This window comes from Bradyrhizobium sp. Pha-3 (genome assembly GCF_042258325.1).
GTDB lineage: Bacteria > Pseudomonadota > Alphaproteobacteria > Rhizobiales > Xanthobacteraceae > Bradyrhizobium > Bradyrhizobium elkanii.
The window spans coordinates 158,255-177,639 of sequence record NZ_CP170151.1; the positions used below are offsets into that span (position 1 = coordinate 158,255).

The following is a 19,385-nucleotide window of genomic DNA, read 5'->3' on the forward strand; positions in this document are numbered from 1 at the left end:
GAGGGGCCGCTCATCGTCCACCTCCCACGGCGTAAGCGATGATCCAGATCAGCACGGTCAGCGCGATGCCGGCGACCAGCGCGCCCCAGGTCAGGGCTTCGCGCTCATTGGCCTTGAAGCCGTAGCCGAGATCCCAGACGAAATGCCGGATGCCGCTGCACAGATGGTGCATCAGCGCCCATGTGTAGCCGAACACGATCAGCTTGCCGATCGCGCTGCCGGTGAAGGCCTGGACGTTGGCGTAAGCCGAGGGGCCGGAGGCGGCGGCGATCAGCCACCAGGCCAGCAGCAGCGTGCCGAAATAGAGGGCCAAACCCGTGGCGCGGTGGACGATGGACAGCGCCATCGTCAGCGTCCACCGATAGGTCTGCAAATGGGGTGAAAGCGGTCGTTCGATCCTGGCGGTCATCGGCGGGCTTTATGTTGTGAGGGACCGCGGCCGGCCCATCGGGGAACGCGGTAGAGGAGTTCTATTTACGGACTAGGATCACCCCGCGCAACGGCCAAATAGCCTTCGGTCGAACCGAAGTTCATTGTTAGAGTTGCCGAATTCTGGTTGATCCGCAGTGTGGTATACCAGATGCAAGGTCGAGCGAACCAAGTAGTGAATCTATATGCTCGCGGATCGATGGGCGCGCTCAGCCGCCCGCAAACGGGGTCCGCAAGGCATCGATTCTGCCCCACTGTTCCACCAGATAATCGACAAATGCCCTGATCTTAGGCGATGCGAGACGTGACGGCTGAAGCATCAGATGCAGCGGCGTCGGCGCCGGCTCATGGTCGATCAGCAGGCGCGTCAGGCGACCGTCGGCGAGATCGGACTGCACCTGCCACGACGGCACGCGGACGATGCCGGCGCCCTCCCGCGCCGCACCGACCAGCGCATCGAGGCTATTCATCCAGAGCCGACCGGATATGCGGATTTTGCGACCCGTCTTGCTGCCGTCGGCAAAACGCCACTCCGCGCTGCCGGGCGAATCGGAAAACACCAGACAGTCATGCCCGGCAAGATCATCCGGTGTCTGCGGCGCGCCGCGCCGGGCCAGATAGTCGGGCGCTGCGCATACGATCATCTGCAGATCGGTGAGCTTGCGCGCCACGAGCTGCGAGTCGCGCAAACGGCCGATGCGTATGGCCAGATGGATATCCTCCTCGACCATGTCGACGGCGCGGTCGACCAGAAGAAGGTCGACGGACAGCGCCGGATAGCGGCGCAGAAACTCGACCAGCAACGGCGCGATCACGAGCCGTCCGATCAGGCTCGGCGAGCTGACGCGAATCCGCCCCGACGGCTGACGCGGGTCGCGCGCCAGCGCCGCCTCGATCTCCCTGACCTCGCCGAGGATCGATTTCGCGCGCTCATAGAGAATGCGCCCGTCGTCAGTCAGCGCGAGCTGGCGGGTGGTGCGCAGCAGCAGGCGGGTGCCGAAATGCTCCTCGAGCGCGCTGATCTGCCGGCTCACCGAGGTGAGCGAGCTCGGCAGCGCGCGCGCCGCCGCCGACAGGCTGCCGGTCTCGACCGCGCGGACAAAGGCCGCCATCGCCGCAAGCTGGTCCAAGCCCGATCCTTCCGCATTTGGCAAGAGAGCCTGCTTATCTGCAGCAATACCCCCGTCTTTCAGAAGGGTCTAGCCTGACGGCTCCCACGATTTGAGGAGATCGACATGGCCTCAACGTCCATCCGTCCATATTCGCTCGAGCGGCGCAGACGTGCCGGCCGCGGCGGTGCCGACGATCTGGCCATCCTGCTTGTTTTCTCCTGCGTCGGACTGTTAATCGACGTACTGACGTTGCCGATGCAGGGCGCGACGTCCTCGATCCCCCTCCGCTTTGCCTTGATTGCGGTCGCTGCTCCCGTCGCAGCGTTGGTCGCGCTGTGGTTGGCCGACCGCACCGAGGCGAGCGTCTCCTGATGATGCGAAGGACATGATGGCCGGCCTCGACCCCAAGGAATTGCTCGAGCTTGCGCTGCTGCTGATCGCGGTCGGCGCGCTGTCCGGCTTTCTTGCTGGGCTGTTTGGCATCGGCGGCGGCGCGATCCTGGTGCCGGTGTTCTACGAATGCTTTCGCCTCGCCGGCGTGCCGCTCGAGGTGCGGATGCCGCTGTGCATCGGCACCTCGCTCGCGATCATCATCCCGACATCGCTGAGCTCGTTCCGTGCGCATTATCGCCGCGGCGCAGTCGACATGGCGATCCTGAAGCGCTGGTGGCTGCCGATCGTGATCGGCGTCGCCGCCGGCAGCGTCACCGCGCGCTTTGCGCCGGAGCGGCTGTTCAAGATCGTGTTCGTGGTGGTGGCGTGGTCGGCAGCCGCACGCCTGCTACTGGCGCGCGAGACCTGGAAGTTCGGCGACGATGTGCCGAAGGGCTTTTTAATGCGCGTCTACGGCTTCTTCGTCGGCCTGCTGTCGACGCTGATGGGCATCGGCGGCGGCCTGTTCGCCAACCTCTTGATGACGTTCTACGGCCGGCCGATCCACCAGGCGGTCGCGACCTCGTCGGCGCTTGCGGTGCTGATCTCGATCCCCGGCGCGCTGGGTTACGTCTATGCCGGCTGGCCCGCCGCCGCGCGCTTCCCCGACGTCACCGCGCTGCAACTGCCGTTCGCGCTCGGTTACGTCTCGCTGATCGGGGCGCTGCTGGTGATGCCGACCACGCTGGTCACCGCGCCGCTCGGCGTCAAGGTCGCGCACGCGCTGTCGAAGCGCGCGCTGGAGGTGGCTTTCGGGGCTTATCTCTTCATCGTCGGCGGACGGTTCGTGATCAGCCTGCTGGGCGGGCATTAGCCGCAGCTTAGTCCTTCAACCGAACCTCGCTGTTGCTCCAGTATCGCAGATCGCCAGCGCTCTCGATACGATCCAAATCAGAGAGTACCTGCAAGCGGGCCGCCGTCGCCTCATAGGTGATAGTCCAACCGAGTTCCTTGAAGCGCTTTTCCGCATCGGTCACGAACGCCACAACTTTCCGCCAGCGGGACTTCAAAAGCGAGAAGATGACTTCGTCCAGTTGATCTTCGGTCACCGATGGCGGGAGAAGTATCTCGCTCCATGTCAATTCGCTGAAGAGATGCGGGGGCCTCGGTGGAGATTTTAGGTCCGGATGCTGGGCATAGATGCCCACCAACAGCTTTTCGGTGGACGATTTCGTAGAGTTCGTTGAGATGCTCCCACAAGGCGTCGCGCTCGGCCTCGTCGATTTGTCCCATGGCAATGACCGTACGATCGAGTGCTCGGCCCACGTTCAGTAGGCGTTTTTTCAGTTCGGCCGCCTGCTCTCGATCCATGCCGGGTTCCGGTCACCGCGTCCTGTAAATATCCTTGCGCACTTCTTCCCGCAGCGCGTAGCCCGGATGGAGCGAAGCGCAATCCGGGGTTCTCGCAGCTGATAGAGTGGTCCCGGATTTCGCTTCGCTCAATCCGGGCTACGAAACTACGCGTTAGTCCGTCAGTCGTACTTGGCTGTGGGGCGGTGAACGGGGATCACCCTCACCTTCGATTCGACCGGTATCCCATAGGTATCGCAAACGTGCTGCCATCATGCGATAGCTGAACGGCAATCCCAGCTCGTCGGAACGTGCGATGCCTTTGCCTAGAACCAGCGCGGCCTTTTGCCAATATGGCTCCAGCAGCGACATGAGGAATTCGTCGAGCGCTGCTGTGGTCGCGCCGCGCGGCAATTTTACGTCGCTCCATGCCACGTCGGAGGTGGGGGAGGGGACAGGCAATTCCTCAAGAAGCGCGGACGGCAGCAAGTCGGGAAATTTTTCGTAAAGCGGCACCATCACTTGCCATTGCAACTCAATCAGAAGCTCGAAGAGCGGGCCGTCAAATTCGAGCTGCTCCTCTTTTCCGAGTTCTGCAATAGCCGTTCGGGCTTTCATCATCGCCTCGTTGGCGATGATGAGCTGGTCACTCAACCGAATAGCCTCTTTGCGGTTCATCGGTTATCGCGACATCGTCGCGCCCCTACCCCTTCGCGTAGATATCCTTATACGTATCGCGCAAAATATTCTTTTGCACCTTGCCCATTGCGTTGCGCGGCAATTCGTCGACGACGAAGACGCGCTTGGGCATCTTGAATTTGGCCAGCCGTCCGTCGAGCGCCTTCAGCACCGAGGCCTCGCTGATATCGGCGCCCTTGCTGCAGACCAGGACTGCGGTGACGCCTTCGCCGAAATCGGCATGCGGTACGCCGATCACGGCGGATTCGATCACGCCGGGCATGGCGTCGATCTCGCTCTCGATCTCCTTCGGGTAGACGTTGAAGCCGCCGGAAATCACGAGATCCTTGCCGCGGCCGAGGATGTGGACATAACCCTTGTCGTCAATCTTGCCGAGGTCGCCGGTGATGAAGAAGCCATCGCCACGGAATTCGGCCTTGGTCTTCTCTGGCATGCGCCAGTAGCCCTGGAACACGTTCGGGCCCTTGACCTCGATCATGCCGATGGTCTCGCGCGCAAGCTCCTTGCCGCTCTCGGGATCGGTGACCCGCACCGAGACGCCGGGCAGCGCGAAGCCGACCGCGCCGGGCACGCGGTCGCCGTCATAGGGGTTGCTCGTGTTCATGTTGGTCTCGGTCATGCCGTAGCGCTCGAGCACGGCGTGGCCGGTGCGATCAGACCATTCGCGGTGGGTGTCGGCGAGCAGCGGCGCCGAGCCCGAGATGAACAGCCGCATGTGCCTGGTGGCGTCCTTGTTCAGGCCGGGATTCTGCAGCAGGCGGGTATAGAAGGTCGGCACGCCCATCATCACGGTGGCGCGGGCCATCAGCTTGATGATCACGTCCGGATCGAACTTCGGCAGGAAGATCATCGAGGCGCGCGCGAACAGCGTCACGTTGCTCGCCACGAACAGGCCGTGGGTGTGATAGATCGGCAGCGCGTGGATCAGCACATCCTTGTCGGTGAAGTGCCAGTAGTCGACCAGCGAATACGAGTTCGACGCCAGATTGTCGTGCGACAGCATCGCTCCCTTGGAGCGGCCGGTGGTGCCCGACGTGTAGAGGATCGCGGCGAGATCATTGTTGCCGCGAGGCACCGTGGTGAATTCCGTCGCCGCCTTGTCGGCGGCCTCGGTCAGCGAGCCCTTGCCGCTGGCACCGAGCGTCTCGACCTTGGCGCCCACCTTGGCGGCGATCGCCGTGATGCCGTCCTGCTTGGAAGGATCGCAGACCACCAGCGCCGGCTCGGCATCGGTGATGAAGTATTCGAGCTCGTTCAGCGTATAGGCGGTGTTGAGCGGCAGGTAGACGCCGCCGGCGCGCACGGTGGCGAGATACAGCACCAGGGCCGAAACCGACTTCTCGGTCTGCGCCGCGACGCGGTCGCCCGGCTTGACGCCGCGCTCAACCAGCACGTTCGCCATCTGGCCTGCGCGCGCGATCAGATCGCCATAGGAGATGCGGCTGCCGTCGAGCTGCTCGATCGCGAGCCGGCCGGGGTCGTCGAGGCCGTCGAACAGGCGGGAAAACAGATTGGCGTTGGTGGTCGTGTTCATGCAAAGATTCCCCGAGGGGCGAAGGGCCGGAAGATTTCGGCTGGATTAGCAAAAACGCCCTTCAGAAAGCAACGGAGACAGTTTGCATGACAAATAATGGGAAACGCGTGGCCTGGGTCACCGGCGGCGGCACCGGAATCGGCGAATCCGGGGCGGAATTCCTGGCTGCGGACGGCTGGACGGTGGTGGTCTCCGGCCGCCGCAGGGAAGAGCTCGACCGCGTGGTGGCCAACATCACGAAAACGGGCGGCAAGGCCGAGGCGATCCCGCTCGATGTCAGCAACAAGGCCGACGTCAACAAGGCCGCCGAGGCGATCGTCGCCAAGCACGGCCGCATCGACCTTTTGGTCAACAGCGCCGGCATCAATGTGCCGAAGCGCAGCTGGGCCGACATGGAACTGGAAGGCTGGGACAAGCTCGTCGAGATCAACCTCAACGGCGTGCTCTACTGCATGCGCGCGGTGCTGCCGACGATGCGCAAGCAGCAGGACGGCTGCATCATCAATGTGGCCTCCTGGGCCGGCCGCCACGTCTCGAAGATGCCGGGCCCGGCCTACACCACGACCAAGCACGCGGTGCTGGCGCTGACCCATTCCTTCAACATGGACGAATGCGTCAACGGTTTGCGCGCATGTTGCCTGTCGCCGGGCGAGGTTGCGACCCCGATCCTGAAGCAGCGGCCGGTGGTGCCGAGCGAAGCCGAGCAGGCCAAGATGCTGCAGCCGGAGGATTGCGGCCGCACCATCGCCTTCGTCGCCAGCATGCCGGCACGGGTCTGCATGAACGAGATCCTGATCAGCCCGACCCACAACCGCGGCTTCATCCAGACACCGGCGAATCGGGATTAGGCCCTGCTCCCTCAACGGGTCGTCCCTGCGAAAGCAGGGACCCATAACCGCCGACGTTCGTTGCTAGCATGGGCTGGAGCCACAGCTTTCGCAAAACGACCATTCGTGGTTATGGGTCCCGGCTCGCGCTTCGCTTGGCCGGGACGACAGTGTGCCATTAATCCGCAACGGGGCTACGGGTCCATCTTCTCCTTCCCCCTGAAAGGGGGAAGGCCGGGATGGGGGTCATCCGCAGGCGATGCTGTATGCGGAGAGCGCTGATCCCCACCCGCTTTGCTCTGCGAGCAAAGCAACCTCCCCTTTTCAAGGGGAGGTTGGAGCTCCGTAGCCCGGATTTCGCTGCGCTTCATCCGGGCTGCAACCGACGGAGTCCCGCGCGACTCACTCGATGATCTCGTTCAATTCCTTCCCGGTATGCTCCGGCACGAACAGGAACACGCCGACCGCCATCGCGATCATCAGCACGGGGATGCAGAGGAACGACAGCGCGAACGAGCCGGTGTGCTGCTGCAGCGCGATCGAGACGAACGGGAATAGCACGAAGCCGACGAAATACGCGATCGCCCACACCACGCCGTTGGCGGCGCCGCGGATCCGGGTCGGAAAGATCTCCGCCGTCAGCGTCGTGCTCGGGCCCCAGAAGCCAAGGAAGCCGAGACACCAGGCCAGCCCGAATGCCCACAGCAGGACGCGATCCTCGGAATAGACCCAGAGTGTCATGAAGATCGCGCCCTCGATCAAGGTGATGATGAAGGTGCGGCGGCGGCCGATCTTGTCGATCAGCCAGCCGACCAGGCACAGGCCGAGGAAGCCGCACAGGCCGTAGAACACGTAGAACAGGCTGTATTCGGCGGTCGACCAGTGTTTCTCGGTCGACAGGTAAAGCGGCATCCAGGCGCCGACCGTGCCGTAGATGCAGGTCGAGGCGCAGGCCACGAACAGCGCGACCAATGTCGACGGCAGCACGTCGGGCATGAACACCTGGCGGATGCCGACCGACTTGGCCTTGCCGAACCAGGCGCTGTCCTCAGCGTTGACCGTGCCGCCGCGCGCCAGCGTCTCCGAGATGCGCCGCTTGCGGTCCTGCGCGCGCACCCAATAGGGCGATTCCGGGCAGGTGGAGCGGATATAGATCGCAAGCAGCGCGATCACGCCGGGCACCATCACGGCGATGCGCCAGCCGAAATTGGCAGCCACGAGCCCGGTGATTGCGCCGGCCAGCGTGCGCCGAGGCACCAGGCCGAGCGGGTGATGCTGATGACGCGGCCGCGCAGCCGGGCCGGCCAGGTCTCCGCGACCAGCATCGAGCCGAGCGACCATTCGCCGTTCAGCGCGAAGAACAACAGCGAGCGCGCGATCACGAACACCGCAAAGGTCGGCGACATCGCCGCGACCGGCATCAGAAGCGAGAACAGCGCGATATTGACGGCGAGCAGCGTGCGGCGACCGTAGCGGTCGGCGAGCCATGGCCAGAAGTAAAGCCCCGCGATGCCGACGAACAGCGCGATCTGCATGCCGGAGCGGTACTCCGGCAGGCTCAGCGAAAATTCCTTGATCACCATCGGCGAGATCAGCGCGAAGATCACGCCGTCCATGCCGTCAAAGCCCCAGCCGAGCGCGTTGGCGGTCGCGATGTGCCAATGGGTTTTCGTGAGCTCGGTGCTGCCGGCGACGGCGCGGTAATTGGCGTATTGCAGGTGCTTCTGTTCGAGCGGGCCGATGTCGCTATCCGCATCGCTCACTGTGGGCGCGGCGTGTCCGTCCGCCGTGATGCTGCTCATGATGCCTCCCCGCGGCCGCTCTCTGCGAAGCCGTACCGCAATCTCAGGCTGAACCAATCGCACCATGGCGGCAAGCGAATTGCTCGCGGCAGCGCACGCGTCCATTCCGTTGAATGGAATGCGCGGGCGCGCTGCGTGAAGCGCCACGTGTACGAAGCGCGCGCCGCCCGGTTTCAGCAATCACAAAGAGTTATTTCCGGAAACCGCCCGGAAAACCTCCCGTAGCTCAGGCCAACGACGACGCACACCGATTAATACGCGCCGTTGTTGCCCCTTCATCGCCGGCGAAAACTGAGCTGGCCATATTACCCATCGGGAGACGAAACCATGTCGAAGCGTATTGCCTATCTTGCCGCCGCCGCCTTCAGCGCGCTCGCGATCACGGCCACTGTCGTGGCGCCGGTCCGCGCCGAGGAAAAGACCGTGATGGTCGGCGGTGCCGCGATGTTCCCGTCGAAGAACATCGTGCAGAACGCCGTCAATTCGAAGGATCACACCACGCTCGTCGCCGCGGTGAAGGCCGCGGGCCTGGTCAGCACGCTGGAAGGCAAGGGGCCGTTCACGGTGTTCGCGCCGACCAATGCCGCGTTCGGCAAGCTGCCGGCCGGAACCGTCGATAACCTAGTCAAGCCCGAGAACAAGGCGACGCTGACCAAGATCCTCACCTACCATGTGGTGCCGGGCAAGCTCGAGGCCTCCGACCTCACCGACGGCAAGAAGCTGAAGACCGCCGAGGGCGAGGAACTGACCGTGAAGAAGCAGGACGGCAAGGTCTGGATCGTCGATGCCAAGGGCGGCAGCTCGATGGTGACGATCTCCAACGTCAATCAGTCGAACGGCGTCATCCATGTGGTCGACACCGTGCTGATGCCGGCGACGTAACACCTGGCGGCCTGATTTTGTCCCTCGAAGGACCCGCGACATAGCGAGCCGGCGCCTCGCCCCGGCTCGCATTTTTGTGACTATATCAAGTGGCGTATATCAAACTGATAACGCGAGACCCCGTAACGGAACGCCGGTTCCGGGCGTATAAGCCGGTAACGACCACGAGCAGAGACATCCCATGACGAGCCTTGCCGTCAGCGACCACCAGGCAGAGACCGCGGCGCCCGCGAAGGCGATCCAGCCGGTCTGGGTGCGCATGGTGCACTGGATCAACGCCTTCGCGATGATCCTGATGATCATGTCCGGCTGGCAGATCTACAACGCCTCGCCGCTGTTTGGCTTCACCTTCTCGCGGAGCATCACGCTCGGCGGCTGGCTCGGCGGTGCGCTGCTCTGGCACTTCGCCGCGATGTGGCTGTTGATGGTCAACGGCCTGGTCTATCTGGCGCTGGGTTTTGCCACCGGCCGGTTTCGCAAGAAGCTGCTGCCGATCACCCCCGGCGGCGTGATTGCAGACACCAAGGCGGCGCTAACCTTCAAACTGTCGCATGACGATCTCAGCAAATACAATTCGGTGCAGAAGCTGCTCTATGCCGGCATCATCATCGTCGGCGTCGTCATCGTGCTGTCCGGCCTGTCGATGTGGAAGCCGGTGCAGTTGCACTGGCTGGTGTCGCTGTTCGGCGGCTACGATTTCGCCCGTTATGTTCACTTCACCTGCATGGCGCTGATCGTCGCCTTCCTGGTGATCCATGTCGCGCTCGCGCTGCTGGTGCCGAAGAGCCTGCGCGCCATGATCATCGGACGCTAGGGAGGTAGTCATGGGTCGTCTCCGCAAGCTCCTGATCCCCGGTGTCGACAAGAAGCTGCTCGTGCGCGATGCGGTGAAGACGATGCCGGAGCTGACGCGCCGCCGCTTCATCACGGCGGGCACCAGCCTCGGCGCGCTGACGCTGCTCACCGGCTGCGACGTGGTCGATTCGTCGTCGGCCGAGGAAATGCTGAAGCAGGTCTCGAAGTTCAACGACGCGGTGCAGGCCTGGATGTTCAATCCGGATGCGCTGGCGCCGACCTTTCCCGAGAGCATGATCACCAAGCCGTTCCCGTTCAACGCCTATTACGATCTCGACGACGCGCCTGAGATCGCAGGCGCCGACTGGAAGCTCGAAGTGCGCGGGCTGGTCGAGAACAAGAAGTCGTGGACGCTCGACGAATTGTACAAGCTGCCGCAGGTCAAGCAGGTGACGCGCCATATCTGCGTCGAAGGCTGGAGCGCGATCGGCAGCTGGACCGGCACGCCCTTGCGCGATTTCCTCAAGCTGGTCGGCGCCGACACCCGCGCCAAATATGTCTGGTTCCAGTGCGCCGACAAGGACGGCTACAACTCGCCGCTCGACATGCGCTCGGCGCTGCACCCGCAGACCCAGATGACGTTTAAATTCGCCGAAGAGATCCTGCCGCGCGCCTACGGCTTTCCGATGAAGATCCGGGTCCCGACCAAGCTCGGCTTCAAGAACCCGAAATACGTGCTCTCGATGGAAGTGACCAACGACTACAAGGGCGGCTACTGGGAAGACCAGGGCTACAATTCGTTCAGCGGGAGCTAATTTGCTGTCGTCCCGGCCTGGTGCGCAATTGCGCACGGGGGCCGGGACCCATACCCCGCGGCCGAGGGAATAGGTACGAGGGGAGAGCTTCCTTACATCCCCCAACCAGCTGTGGTTATGGGTCCCGGCCTTCCCCGGGACGACGCTGGGAGGGGACCTTCCTCTGAAACGCCGACAGCAGCGCGCCGAGCGCGAGCATCGCGGCCGAGACGTTCAACGCGAATGACAGGCTGCCGACCGCGTCGGTGATGGCGCCGACCACGATCGGTCCGAGCGTCTGGCCGATGCCGAAGGCGATGGTCATCGCCGCGATCGCGGTCGGCCAGGATTGCGGCGGGTAGTTGAAGCGCACGAAGGCGGTGGTCGAGCCGACCACGGCGAAGAAGGCGACGCCGAACACCAGCGCGGAGATCGCAAGCAGCAGCGGCGAATGCCCGAAGATCGGCAGGCTGGCGCCGAGCGCGTTGACGCCGAGGATGATGGTGGTGGCGAGCCCGCCGCGGTCGAGCGCCAGCACCCGCCCCCAGACCCAGGGCGTCACGAATGCGCTGACGCCGATCAGGCTCCAGAACGCGCTCTGTGCAGCCGCGCCGCCGCCGCCGTCGCGGACATAGGCGATCATGAAGGTCATGTAGGCGATGTAGCCGGCACCGAACAGGAAATAGGCGGCGAGGTAGATCAGGACCGGCATGACAGCGAATTGGGTCCGCACGATGCCGCCGGCGGCGGCGTTGGCGTGGAGCGGCGCCAGCATCAGCGGGACGGTCATGATCGCGGAAAGCAGCGTCATCGCCCACCACACGATCCACCACGAGCCGGCGCCGAAACCCTGCAGCACGAAGGGCGCGATCAATCCGGATGCGAGGATGCCGACGCCCGGCCCGGCATAGAACAGGCTGAGCAGGAAGTTCGCGCGTTCCGGTCGCGATTGCGCAATGGTCGCCGCGAGCGCGCCGCCGCCGACGAAGCCGATCGCGGCGGCGAAGCCGACCAGCAGGCGGGCAAAACTCAGCACCACGAAATTGCCCGAGAGGGCGCAAAGCGCCAGCGACAGCGCGCAGGCCAGCGTCGACCAGCGCACCGATGCGGCAAGCCCGAAGCGTTCAATCAGGCGCGAGGCGAGCAGCGCGCCGGCCAGATAGCCGGCGGCATTGATCGTGTTCATGAAGCCGGCGGCCGAATAGGACCAGGCCAGCGAGTCGCGCATGTCGGGCAGCACCAGCGAATAGGCAAACCGGCCGATGCCGAGACCGACCGTCGGTGCGAGCGACAGAATCAGGATCAGCCGCGCGGGATGCGGGTAGGACGGGGCGGGGGCTCTCACAATTCACTCCGGCAATGGCCGCATTGTGACAGGCCGCGGCGGCGCTGCCCAGCGCCGATGCCCGCAACACTGTCTTGCGTATCAGGCAATCAGGACCAGCGCGACGCCGATCACGGTCAGCAGGGTGCCGCCGACGATCCGCGCGGTAATCTCGACATGCTTGAGCATCATCGCGCTCATCGCCACGGTGACCAGCGGATAGATCGCGGCAAGCGGCGCCACCAGCGTGATCGGGCCGTTGCGGACCGCGGCGAACAGGCTGAGCGCGCTGAGCCCGTTGCTGATCCCGGTCAGCGCAAACCAGAATCGGCCCTCGCGCGGCGCCTGCACCATGAAGCTGCCCTTGCGGATCCGCTGCACGGTCAGCACCAACAGCGAGGACATGACATAGCCGACCAGGCAGGCCCATAGCGGGCTTGGCCAGATCGCAAGGCCGAGCTTGGCGATCGGCGGCACGATGCCGCGCACCAGCGCGCTGGCGAGCGGCAGCAGCAGGGCCCAGCTGCGCCAATGGCCGAGGTCGCGCGGCCTCGTCACGGTGATGATGGCGGCGCCCGCGACCGCGACGACGAGGCCGATGAGCTGCTGCGGCTGCAAGGGCTCGTGCAGCAGCATCACGGCGGCGGTGACCGCAAACAGCGGCGCCAGATTGCCCAAGGTCGAGGTGATGACCGGTCCCAGTGCCCGGTTCGACGCAAAGGTCAGGAGCGTCAGCGAGGCCGGGAAGAACAGCCCGATCGCCATGAAGATCGGCAGTGCGCGCCAGACCACCGGCTCGCCATGCAGGATCAGCGGCGACAGCACCAGGAACAACAGGGTGAAAGAGGGCACGCTGATCGCGGCGCCCGACAGCGGCTCGACGGTGCGCAGGCCGAGCTGCGCCAGCACCACCCCGGCGCCGAGGAAAATCGCCGAGGCGAAGGCGTAGACGATGGCTGCGGTCATGAGGTCCGTCTTGTTGGCTTCTTGTTGGCTTCTTGGGGCGCGGGTTGCTCGTTGGGGCCATTCTGGGCCGATCCGGGGTGCCTTGCCAATCCGGCTCCGGCGTTTTAGCACTCCGGCCGGATTTCCCCGCTCGTCATGCCCGGGCTCGACCCGGGCATCCATCCATCTTCAGAGAGGCCTTTCGAAGCGGGATGGATTGCCGGGTCATCTGTGCGAGGACGCGCTTCGCGCTCTTGCCCGGCAACGACAACAACGATTAGCTCGAGGTAACATCATGGCGACCCATAAACTGCTGCTTCTCCCCGGCGACGGCATCGGCCCCGAAGTGATGGCCGAGGTACAGCGCGTGATCGACTGGCTGAATGCGCAGGGCATCGCGAAGTTCGAGACCGAGCAGGGCCTGGTCGGCGGCTCCGCCTATGACGCCCACAAGGTGTCGATCTCCGAGGGTGACATGGCCAAGGCGACGGCGGCGGACGCCGTGATCTTCGGCGCGGTCGGCGGCCCGAAGTGGGACAGCGTGCCCTATGAGGTCCGTCCCGAGGCCGGCCTGCTGCGGCTGCGCAAGGATCTCGGCCTGTTCGCCAATCTGCGCCCGGCGGTGTGCTACCCGGCGCTCGCCGAGGCCTCGAGCCTGAAGCGCGACGTGGTCGAGGGTCTCGACATCATGATCGTCCGCGAGCTCACCGGCGGCGTCTATTTCGGCGAACCGAAGACCATCACCGATCTCGGCAACGGCCAGAAGCGCGCGGTCGACACCCAGGTCTACGACACCTACGAGATCGAGCGCATCGGCCGCGTCGCCTTCGACCTGGCGCGCAAGCGCCGCAACAAGGTGACGTCGATGGAGAAGCGCAACGTCATGAAGTCGGGCGTGCTCTGGAACGAGGTCATGACCCAGGTCCATGCGCGCGAATACAAGGACGTCACGCTCGAGCACCAGCTCGCCGATTCCGGCGGCATGAACCTCGTCAAGGCGCCGAAGCAGTTCGACGTCATCGTGACAGACAATCTGTTCGGCGACATGCTGTCCGACATCGCGGCGATGCTGACCGGCTCGCTCGGCATGCTGCCGTCGGCCTCGCTCGGCGAAGTCGACTCGAAGACGAAGAAGCGGCGCTCGCTGTTCGAGCCGGTGCACGGCTCGGCGCCCGACATCGCAGGCCGAGGCCTCGCCAACCCGATCGCGATGATCTCGTCGTTCGGCATGGCGCTGCGCTATTCCTTCGACATGGGCGAGCTCGCCGACAAGGTCGATGCCGCGATCGCGGCCGTGCTCGCCAGCGGCTTGCGCACCGCCGACATCAAGTCGGAAGGCACCACGCCGGCCAGCACGAGCCAGATGGGCGAGGCGATCCTGAAGGAATTGCAGAAGCTGCACGCGTGATGGCGCGCGGCTGACACCAACACGATGTCGTCCCGGCGAAGGCCGGGACCCATAACCACCGATGTCGATGGTTACGAAGATCGGCGAACAATCATTTCAGATCGAGAGGCCGCGGCGTATGGGTCCCGGCTTTCGCCGGGACGACGCCGGGTGAGACGTCTCAGTATAGCGGGAAATTCCGCGGATAGCCGCCGAGATCGGCCGGCGTGCTGAGCGGCTGGCGATCGATCGGGCGGTTGTTGTTCTCGCGTGCGAACGTGGGGTAGCCGATCTCCGGCGGATACGCGTAGTCGTTAAACTTGCGATCGCCCGGCAGCACTTCGGTGCCGGCGTCGAGCCACGAGCGCGTGGTGACGTAAACGCGGGTGCGCGGACCCTGCTGGTAGACGCGGTTCGGACCCTGCGCGCCGTAATAGCGGCGGCCGTCGCGGTCATACTGCTCCTGCTGCTTGCGCTTGGCCGGGCTCTGCGCGCTGGCCGCGGTCATGCCGAACGCGGTTGCGGTGACGGCAGCCGCGGCAAGCAACACCACGAGCTTGTTCGCGGCAGGGAATTTCAAGGTCATCGCATCCTCGTCATTACGGCCCCATCGGGGCTGGCGCGTCCGCCAAAATCACTCGGAACACATTGTAGCCATGGTGGGGAGGCCGTCACTAGGTCAATTGCGCCACACCGGCTGAGATAATGCGTGTCCAAGCGCAAAAGTTTCATGAAAACCAGTGCCTTGCCACGGTCTCGCCATCAAAGGGCGCCGCGCAGGCGCGGGTTCTCGCTACCCATCACCCAGTCGGCCGAAAGGGCGGGCGCGCCGGAGGTAACGCAGTCGGTGCGCTTGAGCTCGGCATGCGCGAACAGGGCGGCGAGCCGGGGATCGTTGCCCGCGGCCAGCAGGGTCAGGCGGTTCAGCATGCAGACGATCGCGGCGCGCCGGGCCGGCAGGCTGGTGCCCTGGCAGGTCCAGCCGGAGATCCGGAGGTCAGGCGCGTCGGCCTGCTTGAGGAAGCCGAGGCAGGCGCGGTCGCCGTCCTGCCGTGCCGGGCGCAGCAAGGTGACGCTGCCGAACTTGCTGTCGACGATGCCGGCCGCCTCGAGCTCGCGGACGCCGCTCGGGTCGAGCCGCCCGGAGATCTCGGTGACCGCAGGTCCCATGGCCTCGCCGCCGGGGCGGTAGATTTCCAGCTCGGCGACCGGTGCTCCGTTGGCATCGGCCCAGCGGAAGACGTCCTTGCGGCCGCCCTCGGGGTGCCGGAATATCTCATAAGTCTCTGTTTTGTCTCGCAGATCGAGCCGGCTCACGGCAAACGCCGGCGCTAGGCGGCCGGCCGGGCTCCAGCCCGCGGCAGCAGGGGCCGCCATCGCCGTTGCGTCGGGCAGCTGCTTCCATAGATAGTTGCCGAGGACGACGAACAGCGCGAGCACGGCGACATAGGCGAACAGCCGGGAGAGCGTGGCGTACACCTCGTCGACGAAGCTCGTCAGCGCTGACGGATTTCTCGTATGATGGGGCGCGGCCGGATCGGCCCGAAATAAATGCATCAAAACGCTCAAAAGCTACGCAACGTTGTCTTGACGGGGTTTCTCGCATAGAAGCGCTGCCTCTTCCCTTTCCGCAGCTTGCGGGGGAACGGGCATTTTTCGTCGGAGAGTGAACGATGGGTTACAAAGTCGCGGTGGTCGGAGCGACCGGCAATGTCGGGCGCGAAATGCTCAACATTCTCGACGAGCGCAAATTCCCCGCCGACGAGGTCGTCGTGCTGGCCTCGCGCCGCAGCGTCGGCATCGAGGTCTCCTATGGCGACCGCACGCTGAAGGTGAAGGCGCTGGAGCACTATGATTTCTCCGACATCGACATCTGCCTGATGTCGGCCGGCGGCTCGGTCTCCAAGGAATGGTCGCCCAAGATCGGCGCCGCCGGCGCGGTCGTGATCGACAATTCCTCGGCCTGGCGCATGGACCCCGACGTGCCGCTGATCGTGCCGGAGGTGAACGCGGATGCGGCCGCCGGCTTCACCAAGAAGAACATCATCGCCAACCCGAACTGCTCGACCGCGCAGCTCGTCGTCGCGCTGAAGCCGCTGCACGACAAGGCGACGATCACGCGCGTCGTGGTCGCGACCTATCAATCGGTGTCGGGCGCCGGCAAGGATGCGATGGACGAATTGTTCTCGCAGACCAAGGCCGTCTACACCAATGACGAGCTGATCAATAAGAAGTTTCCGAAGCGCATCGCCTTCAACATCATTCCGCAGATCGACGTCTTCATGGAAGACGGCTTCACCAAGGAAGAGTGGAAGATGATGGTGGAGACCAAGAAGATCCTTGATCCCAAGATCAAGCTGACCGCGACCTGCGTGCGCGTGCCGGTCTTCGTCAGCCACTCCGAAGCCGTCAATGTCGAGTTCGCCAATCCGATCACGGCGGACGAGGCGCGCAACATCCTGCGCAATGCGCCGGGCTGCCTCGTGATCGACAAGCACGAGCCGGGCGGCTACGTCACGCCCTATGAGGCCGCCGGCGAGGACGCGACCTATATCAGCCGCATCCGCGAGGATGCGACGGTGGAGAACGGCCTATCGTTCTGGTGCGTGTCGGACAATCTGCGCAAGGGCGCGGCGCTGAACGCCGTGCAGATCGCCGAGGTCCTGATCAACCGCAAGCTGATCACCGCGAAGCAGAAGGCGGCGTAGCAGCGAGCGCGGATCGCAGCGTCAGGAAGCGCGTGGCATGGCGGAAGCGGAACAACCGGGGACCTATCGGCCCAATCCGACGCTGAAGCGCGTTGAACGTCGTTTCGAGAACCTGCTGTTCAACAGCCGCTGGCTGATGGCGCCGTTCTATTTCGGCCTCGTCATCAGCCTCGCGGCGTTGCTGCTCAAGTTCTGTATGGAGCTGTGGCACTTCATCCTGCATGTGCCGGATGCCAAGGAATCCGACATCATCCTCGGCGTGCTGGCGCTGATCGACATCTCGCTGACCGGCAATCTGATCCTGATCGTGGTGTTTTCCGGTTACGAGAATTTCGTCTCGAAGATCGATCCGGAAGGCCACCCGGATTGGCCGGACTGGATGACCAAGGTCGATTTCGGCGGCCTGAAGCAAAAATTGCTGGCGTCGATCGTCGCCATCTCGGCGATTCAGGTGCTGAAGGCGTTCATGAACATCGATACCGCGTTCGATCCCAGCAAGCTCGCCTGGCTGGTCGGCGTGCACCTGGTATTCGTGGTGTCGTCCTTCATGCTCGCGATTTCCGACCGCTGGGGTAGCAGCCATCACGGCGGGGAGTAGATGCTAGAGCGTTTTCGGTTCTGATTGAATCGGAACCGAAGCTCTAGATTCTTGTCTTGACGCGTTTTCTTCACGCGAACCGGTGTCCACTTCGCTCGAAAACGCTCTACCCGCCTGATTTCAGCTCGTCGCGGACGCTGATGAATTCCTTCGCGACCCGGTCGAGCACGAACAGCGAGCCTTCGGCGACGCCGAAATAGGCGCCGTGCAGCTGCATCTCGCCGCTCTCGACGCGTTCGCGCACGAACGGGAAGGTCATCAGGTTCTCCAGCGAGCGGAACACCGCGGCCTTCTCGATGCGGACGACGAAGTCCTGCATCGTCTCATGCTCGCGTTGCTCGACGACCTCGCCGGGCTTGATGAACATCTGCATCCATTTGCCGATGAAGTCGCCGGGCGTGAGCGGCTTGATCTTGTCGACGAAGGCGCGGATGCCGCCGCACTGGGCGTGGCCCAGCACCACGATATTCTTCACCTTCAAAACGGTCACGGCATATTCCAGCGCGGCCGAGACGCCGTGGGCGTTGCTGTCGGGCTGATAGACCGGAACCAAATTGGCGATGTTGCGGACCACGAACAATTCGCCGGGACCGGCGTCGAAGATCACCTCCGGCGAGACGCGGGAGTCGCAGCAGCCGATCACCATGGTCTCGGGAAACTGGCCGCGCTCCGACAGGTCGCGGTAGCGCGACTGTTCGGTCGGCAGCCGCTGGGTCGCGAACGTTCGGTAGCCGTCGATCAACTGCTTCGGAAAGAATTTCATGGCCTCTGGCTAACCACATGCGGGTAACGGGAACAAGACTTTCGGCGTGTGGCCTGAGATGATACGGCAGCGTTGAAGAATGGTTCCGCCCGATGCCCAAACAATGGACACTGGCGGAGCCCAAGCCCCCAGGAGAATGTCGATGACCCGTCCGCGCCGCAGCCTGTTGTTCATGCCGGGATCGAATGCACGGGCGCTGGAAAAGGCCCGGACGCTGGCGGCGGACGGCATCATCCTCGACCTGGAGGATTCCGTGGCTCCCGACGCCAAGGCCACAGCCCGGGAGCAGATCGCCAAGGCGGTCGCGGCCAAGGGCTTTGGCAAGCGCGAAGTCCTGATCCGCATCAACGCGCTCGACACGCCCTGGTGGGTCGACGACATCGGCATGGCCGGCAAGGCGCAGCCGGACGGGATCCTGGTTCCCAAGATTTCGACCGTCGACGATCTCAACGCCGTGGCCGATCGCCTCAGCGACATCAATGCGCCTGCCTCGATCCGGGTCTGGGCGATGATCGAGACCGCGCGCGCGGTGCTCGACGCCGACAAGCTGGCCGCGGCATCGAAGGATTCCGAAACCCGACTCGCCGGCTTCGTGTTCGGGCCGAACGACATTGCGCGCGAAACCCGGATCCGGATGAAGCCGGGCCGCGCGGCGATGATCCCGATGATCACGCATTGCATCCTGGCGACCCGCGCGCACGGGCTCGAGATCCTCGATGGGCCCTACAGCGACATCAGCAATGTCGACGGCTTCGCCGAGGAATGCGCGCAGGGCCGCGATCTCGGCTTCGACGGCAAGACGCTGATCCATCCGAGCCACATCGATGCCTGCAACGCGATCTTCACGCCGCCGGAGGCCGAGGTCGCCGAGGCGCGCAAGATCATTGCCGCCTTCGAGAAGCCGGAGAACGCCTCGCGCGGTGCGATCCAGCTCGACGGCCGCATGGTCGAGCGCCTGCACGCCGAGATGGCCAGGCGCACCATCGCGATCGCCGATGCGATCGCCGCGATGGGGCATTAGCCCAGCGAAGCGTCTTCCCTTCTCCCCCTGTGCGAGAAGGTGG

22 protein-coding genes are annotated in these 19,385 nt (G+C 64.3%); 10 read left to right on the forward strand and 12 right to left on the reverse strand.

The window, feature by feature from the left end:
• Window positions 1-10: 10 nt before the first annotated feature.
• The gene (gene sdhC / locus ACE10X_RS00740) at window positions 11-409 is read right to left on the reverse strand and encodes a succinate dehydrogenase, cytochrome b556 subunit (RefSeq protein ID WP_028340868.1); all 399 of its coding nucleotides are present in this window, start codon (window positions 407-409) and stop codon (window positions 11-13) included.
• Window positions 410-638: 229 nt separating this feature from the next.
• Complete coding sequence (locus ACE10X_RS00745) at window positions 639-1,559, reverse strand: LysR family transcriptional regulator (RefSeq protein WP_304557409.1); 921 nt, start codon at window positions 1,557-1,559, stop codon at window positions 639-641.
• Window positions 1,560-1,664: 105 nt separating this feature from the next.
• Between ACE10X_RS00745 and ACE10X_RS00750 the strand changes: the two genes are divergently transcribed.
• Together ACE10X_RS00750 and ACE10X_RS00755 are read left to right on the forward strand one after the other, a co-directional pair.
• Window positions 1,665-1,913 (forward strand): hypothetical protein, encoded by a 249-nt coding sequence (locus ACE10X_RS00750; protein WP_038387241.1) that lies wholly within the window; start codon window positions 1,665-1,667, stop codon window positions 1,911-1,913.
• A 13-nt stretch (window positions 1,914-1,926) separates the two neighbouring features.
• Window positions 1,927-2,787: a sulfite exporter TauE/SafE family protein gene (locus tag ACE10X_RS00755; protein WP_375763921.1), complete on the forward strand. Its 861-nt coding sequence runs from the start codon at window positions 1,927-1,929 to the stop codon at window positions 2,785-2,787.
• Window positions 2,788-2,794: 7 nt separating this feature from the next.
• Here ACE10X_RS00755 and ACE10X_RS00760 read toward each other — a convergent pair whose 3' ends face one another.
• From ACE10X_RS00760 to ACE10X_RS00770, 3 genes are all read right to left on the reverse strand, one after another.
• Entirely contained in the window at window positions 2,795-3,121 is a 327-nt protein-coding gene (locus ACE10X_RS00760; RefSeq protein WP_157788091.1) for a hypothetical protein, read from the reverse strand.
• Between the two features lie 316 nt (window positions 3,122-3,437).
• The gene (locus tag ACE10X_RS00765; RefSeq protein WP_038387238.1) at window positions 3,438-3,941 is read right to left on the reverse strand and encodes a hypothetical protein; all 504 of its coding nucleotides are present in this window, start codon (window positions 3,939-3,941) and stop codon (window positions 3,438-3,440) included.
• A gap of 25 nt (window positions 3,942-3,966) precedes the next feature.
• Complete coding sequence (locus ACE10X_RS00770) at window positions 3,967-5,496, reverse strand: malonyl-CoA synthase (RefSeq protein WP_038387237.1); 1,530 nt, start codon at window positions 5,494-5,496, stop codon at window positions 3,967-3,969.
• A gap of 86 nt (window positions 5,497-5,582) precedes the next feature.
• Here ACE10X_RS00770 and ACE10X_RS00775 point away from each other — a divergent pair, with 86 nt between their 5' ends.
• Entirely contained in the window at window positions 5,583-6,344 is a 762-nt protein-coding gene (locus ACE10X_RS00775; RefSeq protein ID WP_038387236.1) for an SDR family oxidoreductase, read from the forward strand.
• Between the two features lie 381 nt (window positions 6,345-6,725).
• On the opposite strand, the gene ACE10X_RS00780 is transcribed toward ACE10X_RS00775, so the two are convergent.
• Window positions 6,726-7,541: an MFS transporter gene (locus ACE10X_RS00780; protein ID WP_276325878.1), complete on the reverse strand. Its 816-nt coding sequence runs from the start codon at window positions 7,539-7,541 to the stop codon at window positions 6,726-6,728.
• Window positions 7,508-8,125 carry an MFS transporter gene (locus ACE10X_RS00785; protein ID WP_276325877.1) on the reverse strand — a complete coding sequence of 206 codons (618 nt, stop codon included), beginning with the start codon at window positions 8,123-8,125 and terminating at the stop codon, window positions 7,508-7,510. The genes ACE10X_RS00780 and ACE10X_RS00785 overlap by 34 nt, the downstream gene beginning before the upstream one ends.
• A 327-nt stretch (window positions 8,126-8,452) precedes the next feature.
• On the opposite strand from ACE10X_RS00785, the gene ACE10X_RS00790 reads away from it, so the two are divergent.
• The 3 genes from ACE10X_RS00790 to ACE10X_RS00800 all read left to right on the forward strand — a co-directional run bounded on the left by ACE10X_RS00790 (window position 8,453) and on the right by ACE10X_RS00800 (window position 10,617).
• Entirely contained in the window at window positions 8,453-9,007 is a 555-nt protein-coding gene (locus tag ACE10X_RS00790) for a fasciclin domain-containing protein (RefSeq protein ID WP_038387235.1), read from the forward strand.
• A 181-nt stretch (window positions 9,008-9,188) separates the two neighbouring features.
• Window positions 9,189-9,821 (forward strand): cytochrome b/b6 domain-containing protein, encoded by a 633-nt coding sequence (locus ACE10X_RS00795; protein ID WP_016840266.1) that lies wholly within the window; start codon window positions 9,189-9,191, stop codon window positions 9,819-9,821.
• 10 nt (window positions 9,822-9,831) lie between these two features.
• Complete coding sequence (locus ACE10X_RS00800; RefSeq protein ID WP_038387234.1) at window positions 9,832-10,617, forward strand: molybdopterin-binding protein; 786 nt, start codon at window positions 9,832-9,834, stop codon at window positions 10,615-10,617.
• A gap of 115 nt (window positions 10,618-10,732) precedes the next feature.
• On the opposite strand, the gene ACE10X_RS00805 is transcribed toward ACE10X_RS00800, so the two are convergent.
• Window positions 10,733-11,941: a YbfB/YjiJ family MFS transporter gene (locus ACE10X_RS00805; protein ID WP_038387233.1), complete on the reverse strand. Its 1,209-nt coding sequence runs from the start codon at window positions 11,939-11,941 to the stop codon at window positions 10,733-10,735.
• 81 nt (window positions 11,942-12,022) lie between these two features.
• Window positions 12,023-12,886, reverse strand: a complete 864-nt coding sequence (locus ACE10X_RS00810) for an EamA family transporter (protein WP_375763922.1) — start codon at window positions 12,884-12,886, stop codon at window positions 12,023-12,025.
• Between the two features lie 274 nt (window positions 12,887-13,160).
• Here ACE10X_RS00810 and leuB point away from each other — a divergent pair, with 274 nt between their 5' ends.
• Complete coding sequence (leuB, locus tag ACE10X_RS00815; RefSeq protein ID WP_038387231.1) at window positions 13,161-14,273, forward strand: 3-isopropylmalate dehydrogenase; 1,113 nt, start codon at window positions 13,161-13,163, stop codon at window positions 14,271-14,273.
• Window positions 14,274-14,433: 160 nt separating this feature from the next.
• On the opposite strand, the gene ACE10X_RS00820 is transcribed toward leuB, so the two are convergent.
• A complete protein-coding gene (locus ACE10X_RS00820) occupies window positions 14,434-14,838 on the reverse strand; it encodes a hypothetical protein (RefSeq protein ID WP_016847645.1) in 405 nt (134 codons plus the stop codon).
• A gap of 176 nt (window positions 14,839-15,014) precedes the next feature.
• Window positions 15,015-15,809 (reverse strand): hypothetical protein, encoded by a 795-nt coding sequence (locus tag ACE10X_RS00825; RefSeq protein WP_038387229.1) that lies wholly within the window; start codon window positions 15,807-15,809, stop codon window positions 15,015-15,017.
• A gap of 116 nt (window positions 15,810-15,925) precedes the next feature.
• Here ACE10X_RS00825 and ACE10X_RS00830 point away from each other — a divergent pair, with 116 nt between their 5' ends.
• Both ACE10X_RS00830 and ACE10X_RS00835 read left to right on the forward strand, forming a co-directional pair.
• Window positions 15,926-16,960, forward strand: a complete 1,035-nt coding sequence (locus ACE10X_RS00830) for an aspartate-semialdehyde dehydrogenase (protein ID WP_038387228.1) — start codon at window positions 15,926-15,928, stop codon at window positions 16,958-16,960.
• 37 nt (window positions 16,961-16,997) lie between these two features.
• Window positions 16,998-17,558 carry a TIGR00645 family protein gene (locus ACE10X_RS00835; protein ID WP_038387227.1) on the forward strand — a complete coding sequence of 187 codons (561 nt, stop codon included), beginning with the start codon at window positions 16,998-17,000 and terminating at the stop codon, window positions 17,556-17,558.
• 106 nt (window positions 17,559-17,664) lie between these two features.
• Here ACE10X_RS00835 and ACE10X_RS00840 read toward each other — a convergent pair whose 3' ends face one another.
• Window positions 17,665-18,321: a carbonic anhydrase gene (locus ACE10X_RS00840; protein ID WP_028340853.1), complete on the reverse strand. Its 657-nt coding sequence runs from the start codon at window positions 18,319-18,321 to the stop codon at window positions 17,665-17,667.
• Between the two features lie 142 nt (window positions 18,322-18,463).
• Here ACE10X_RS00840 and ACE10X_RS00845 point away from each other — a divergent pair, with 142 nt between their 5' ends.
• Window positions 18,464-19,342 (forward strand): CoA ester lyase, encoded by an 879-nt coding sequence (locus tag ACE10X_RS00845; RefSeq protein ID WP_038387242.1) that lies wholly within the window; start codon window positions 18,464-18,466, stop codon window positions 19,340-19,342.
• Window positions 19,343-19,385: the final 43 nt, after the last annotated feature.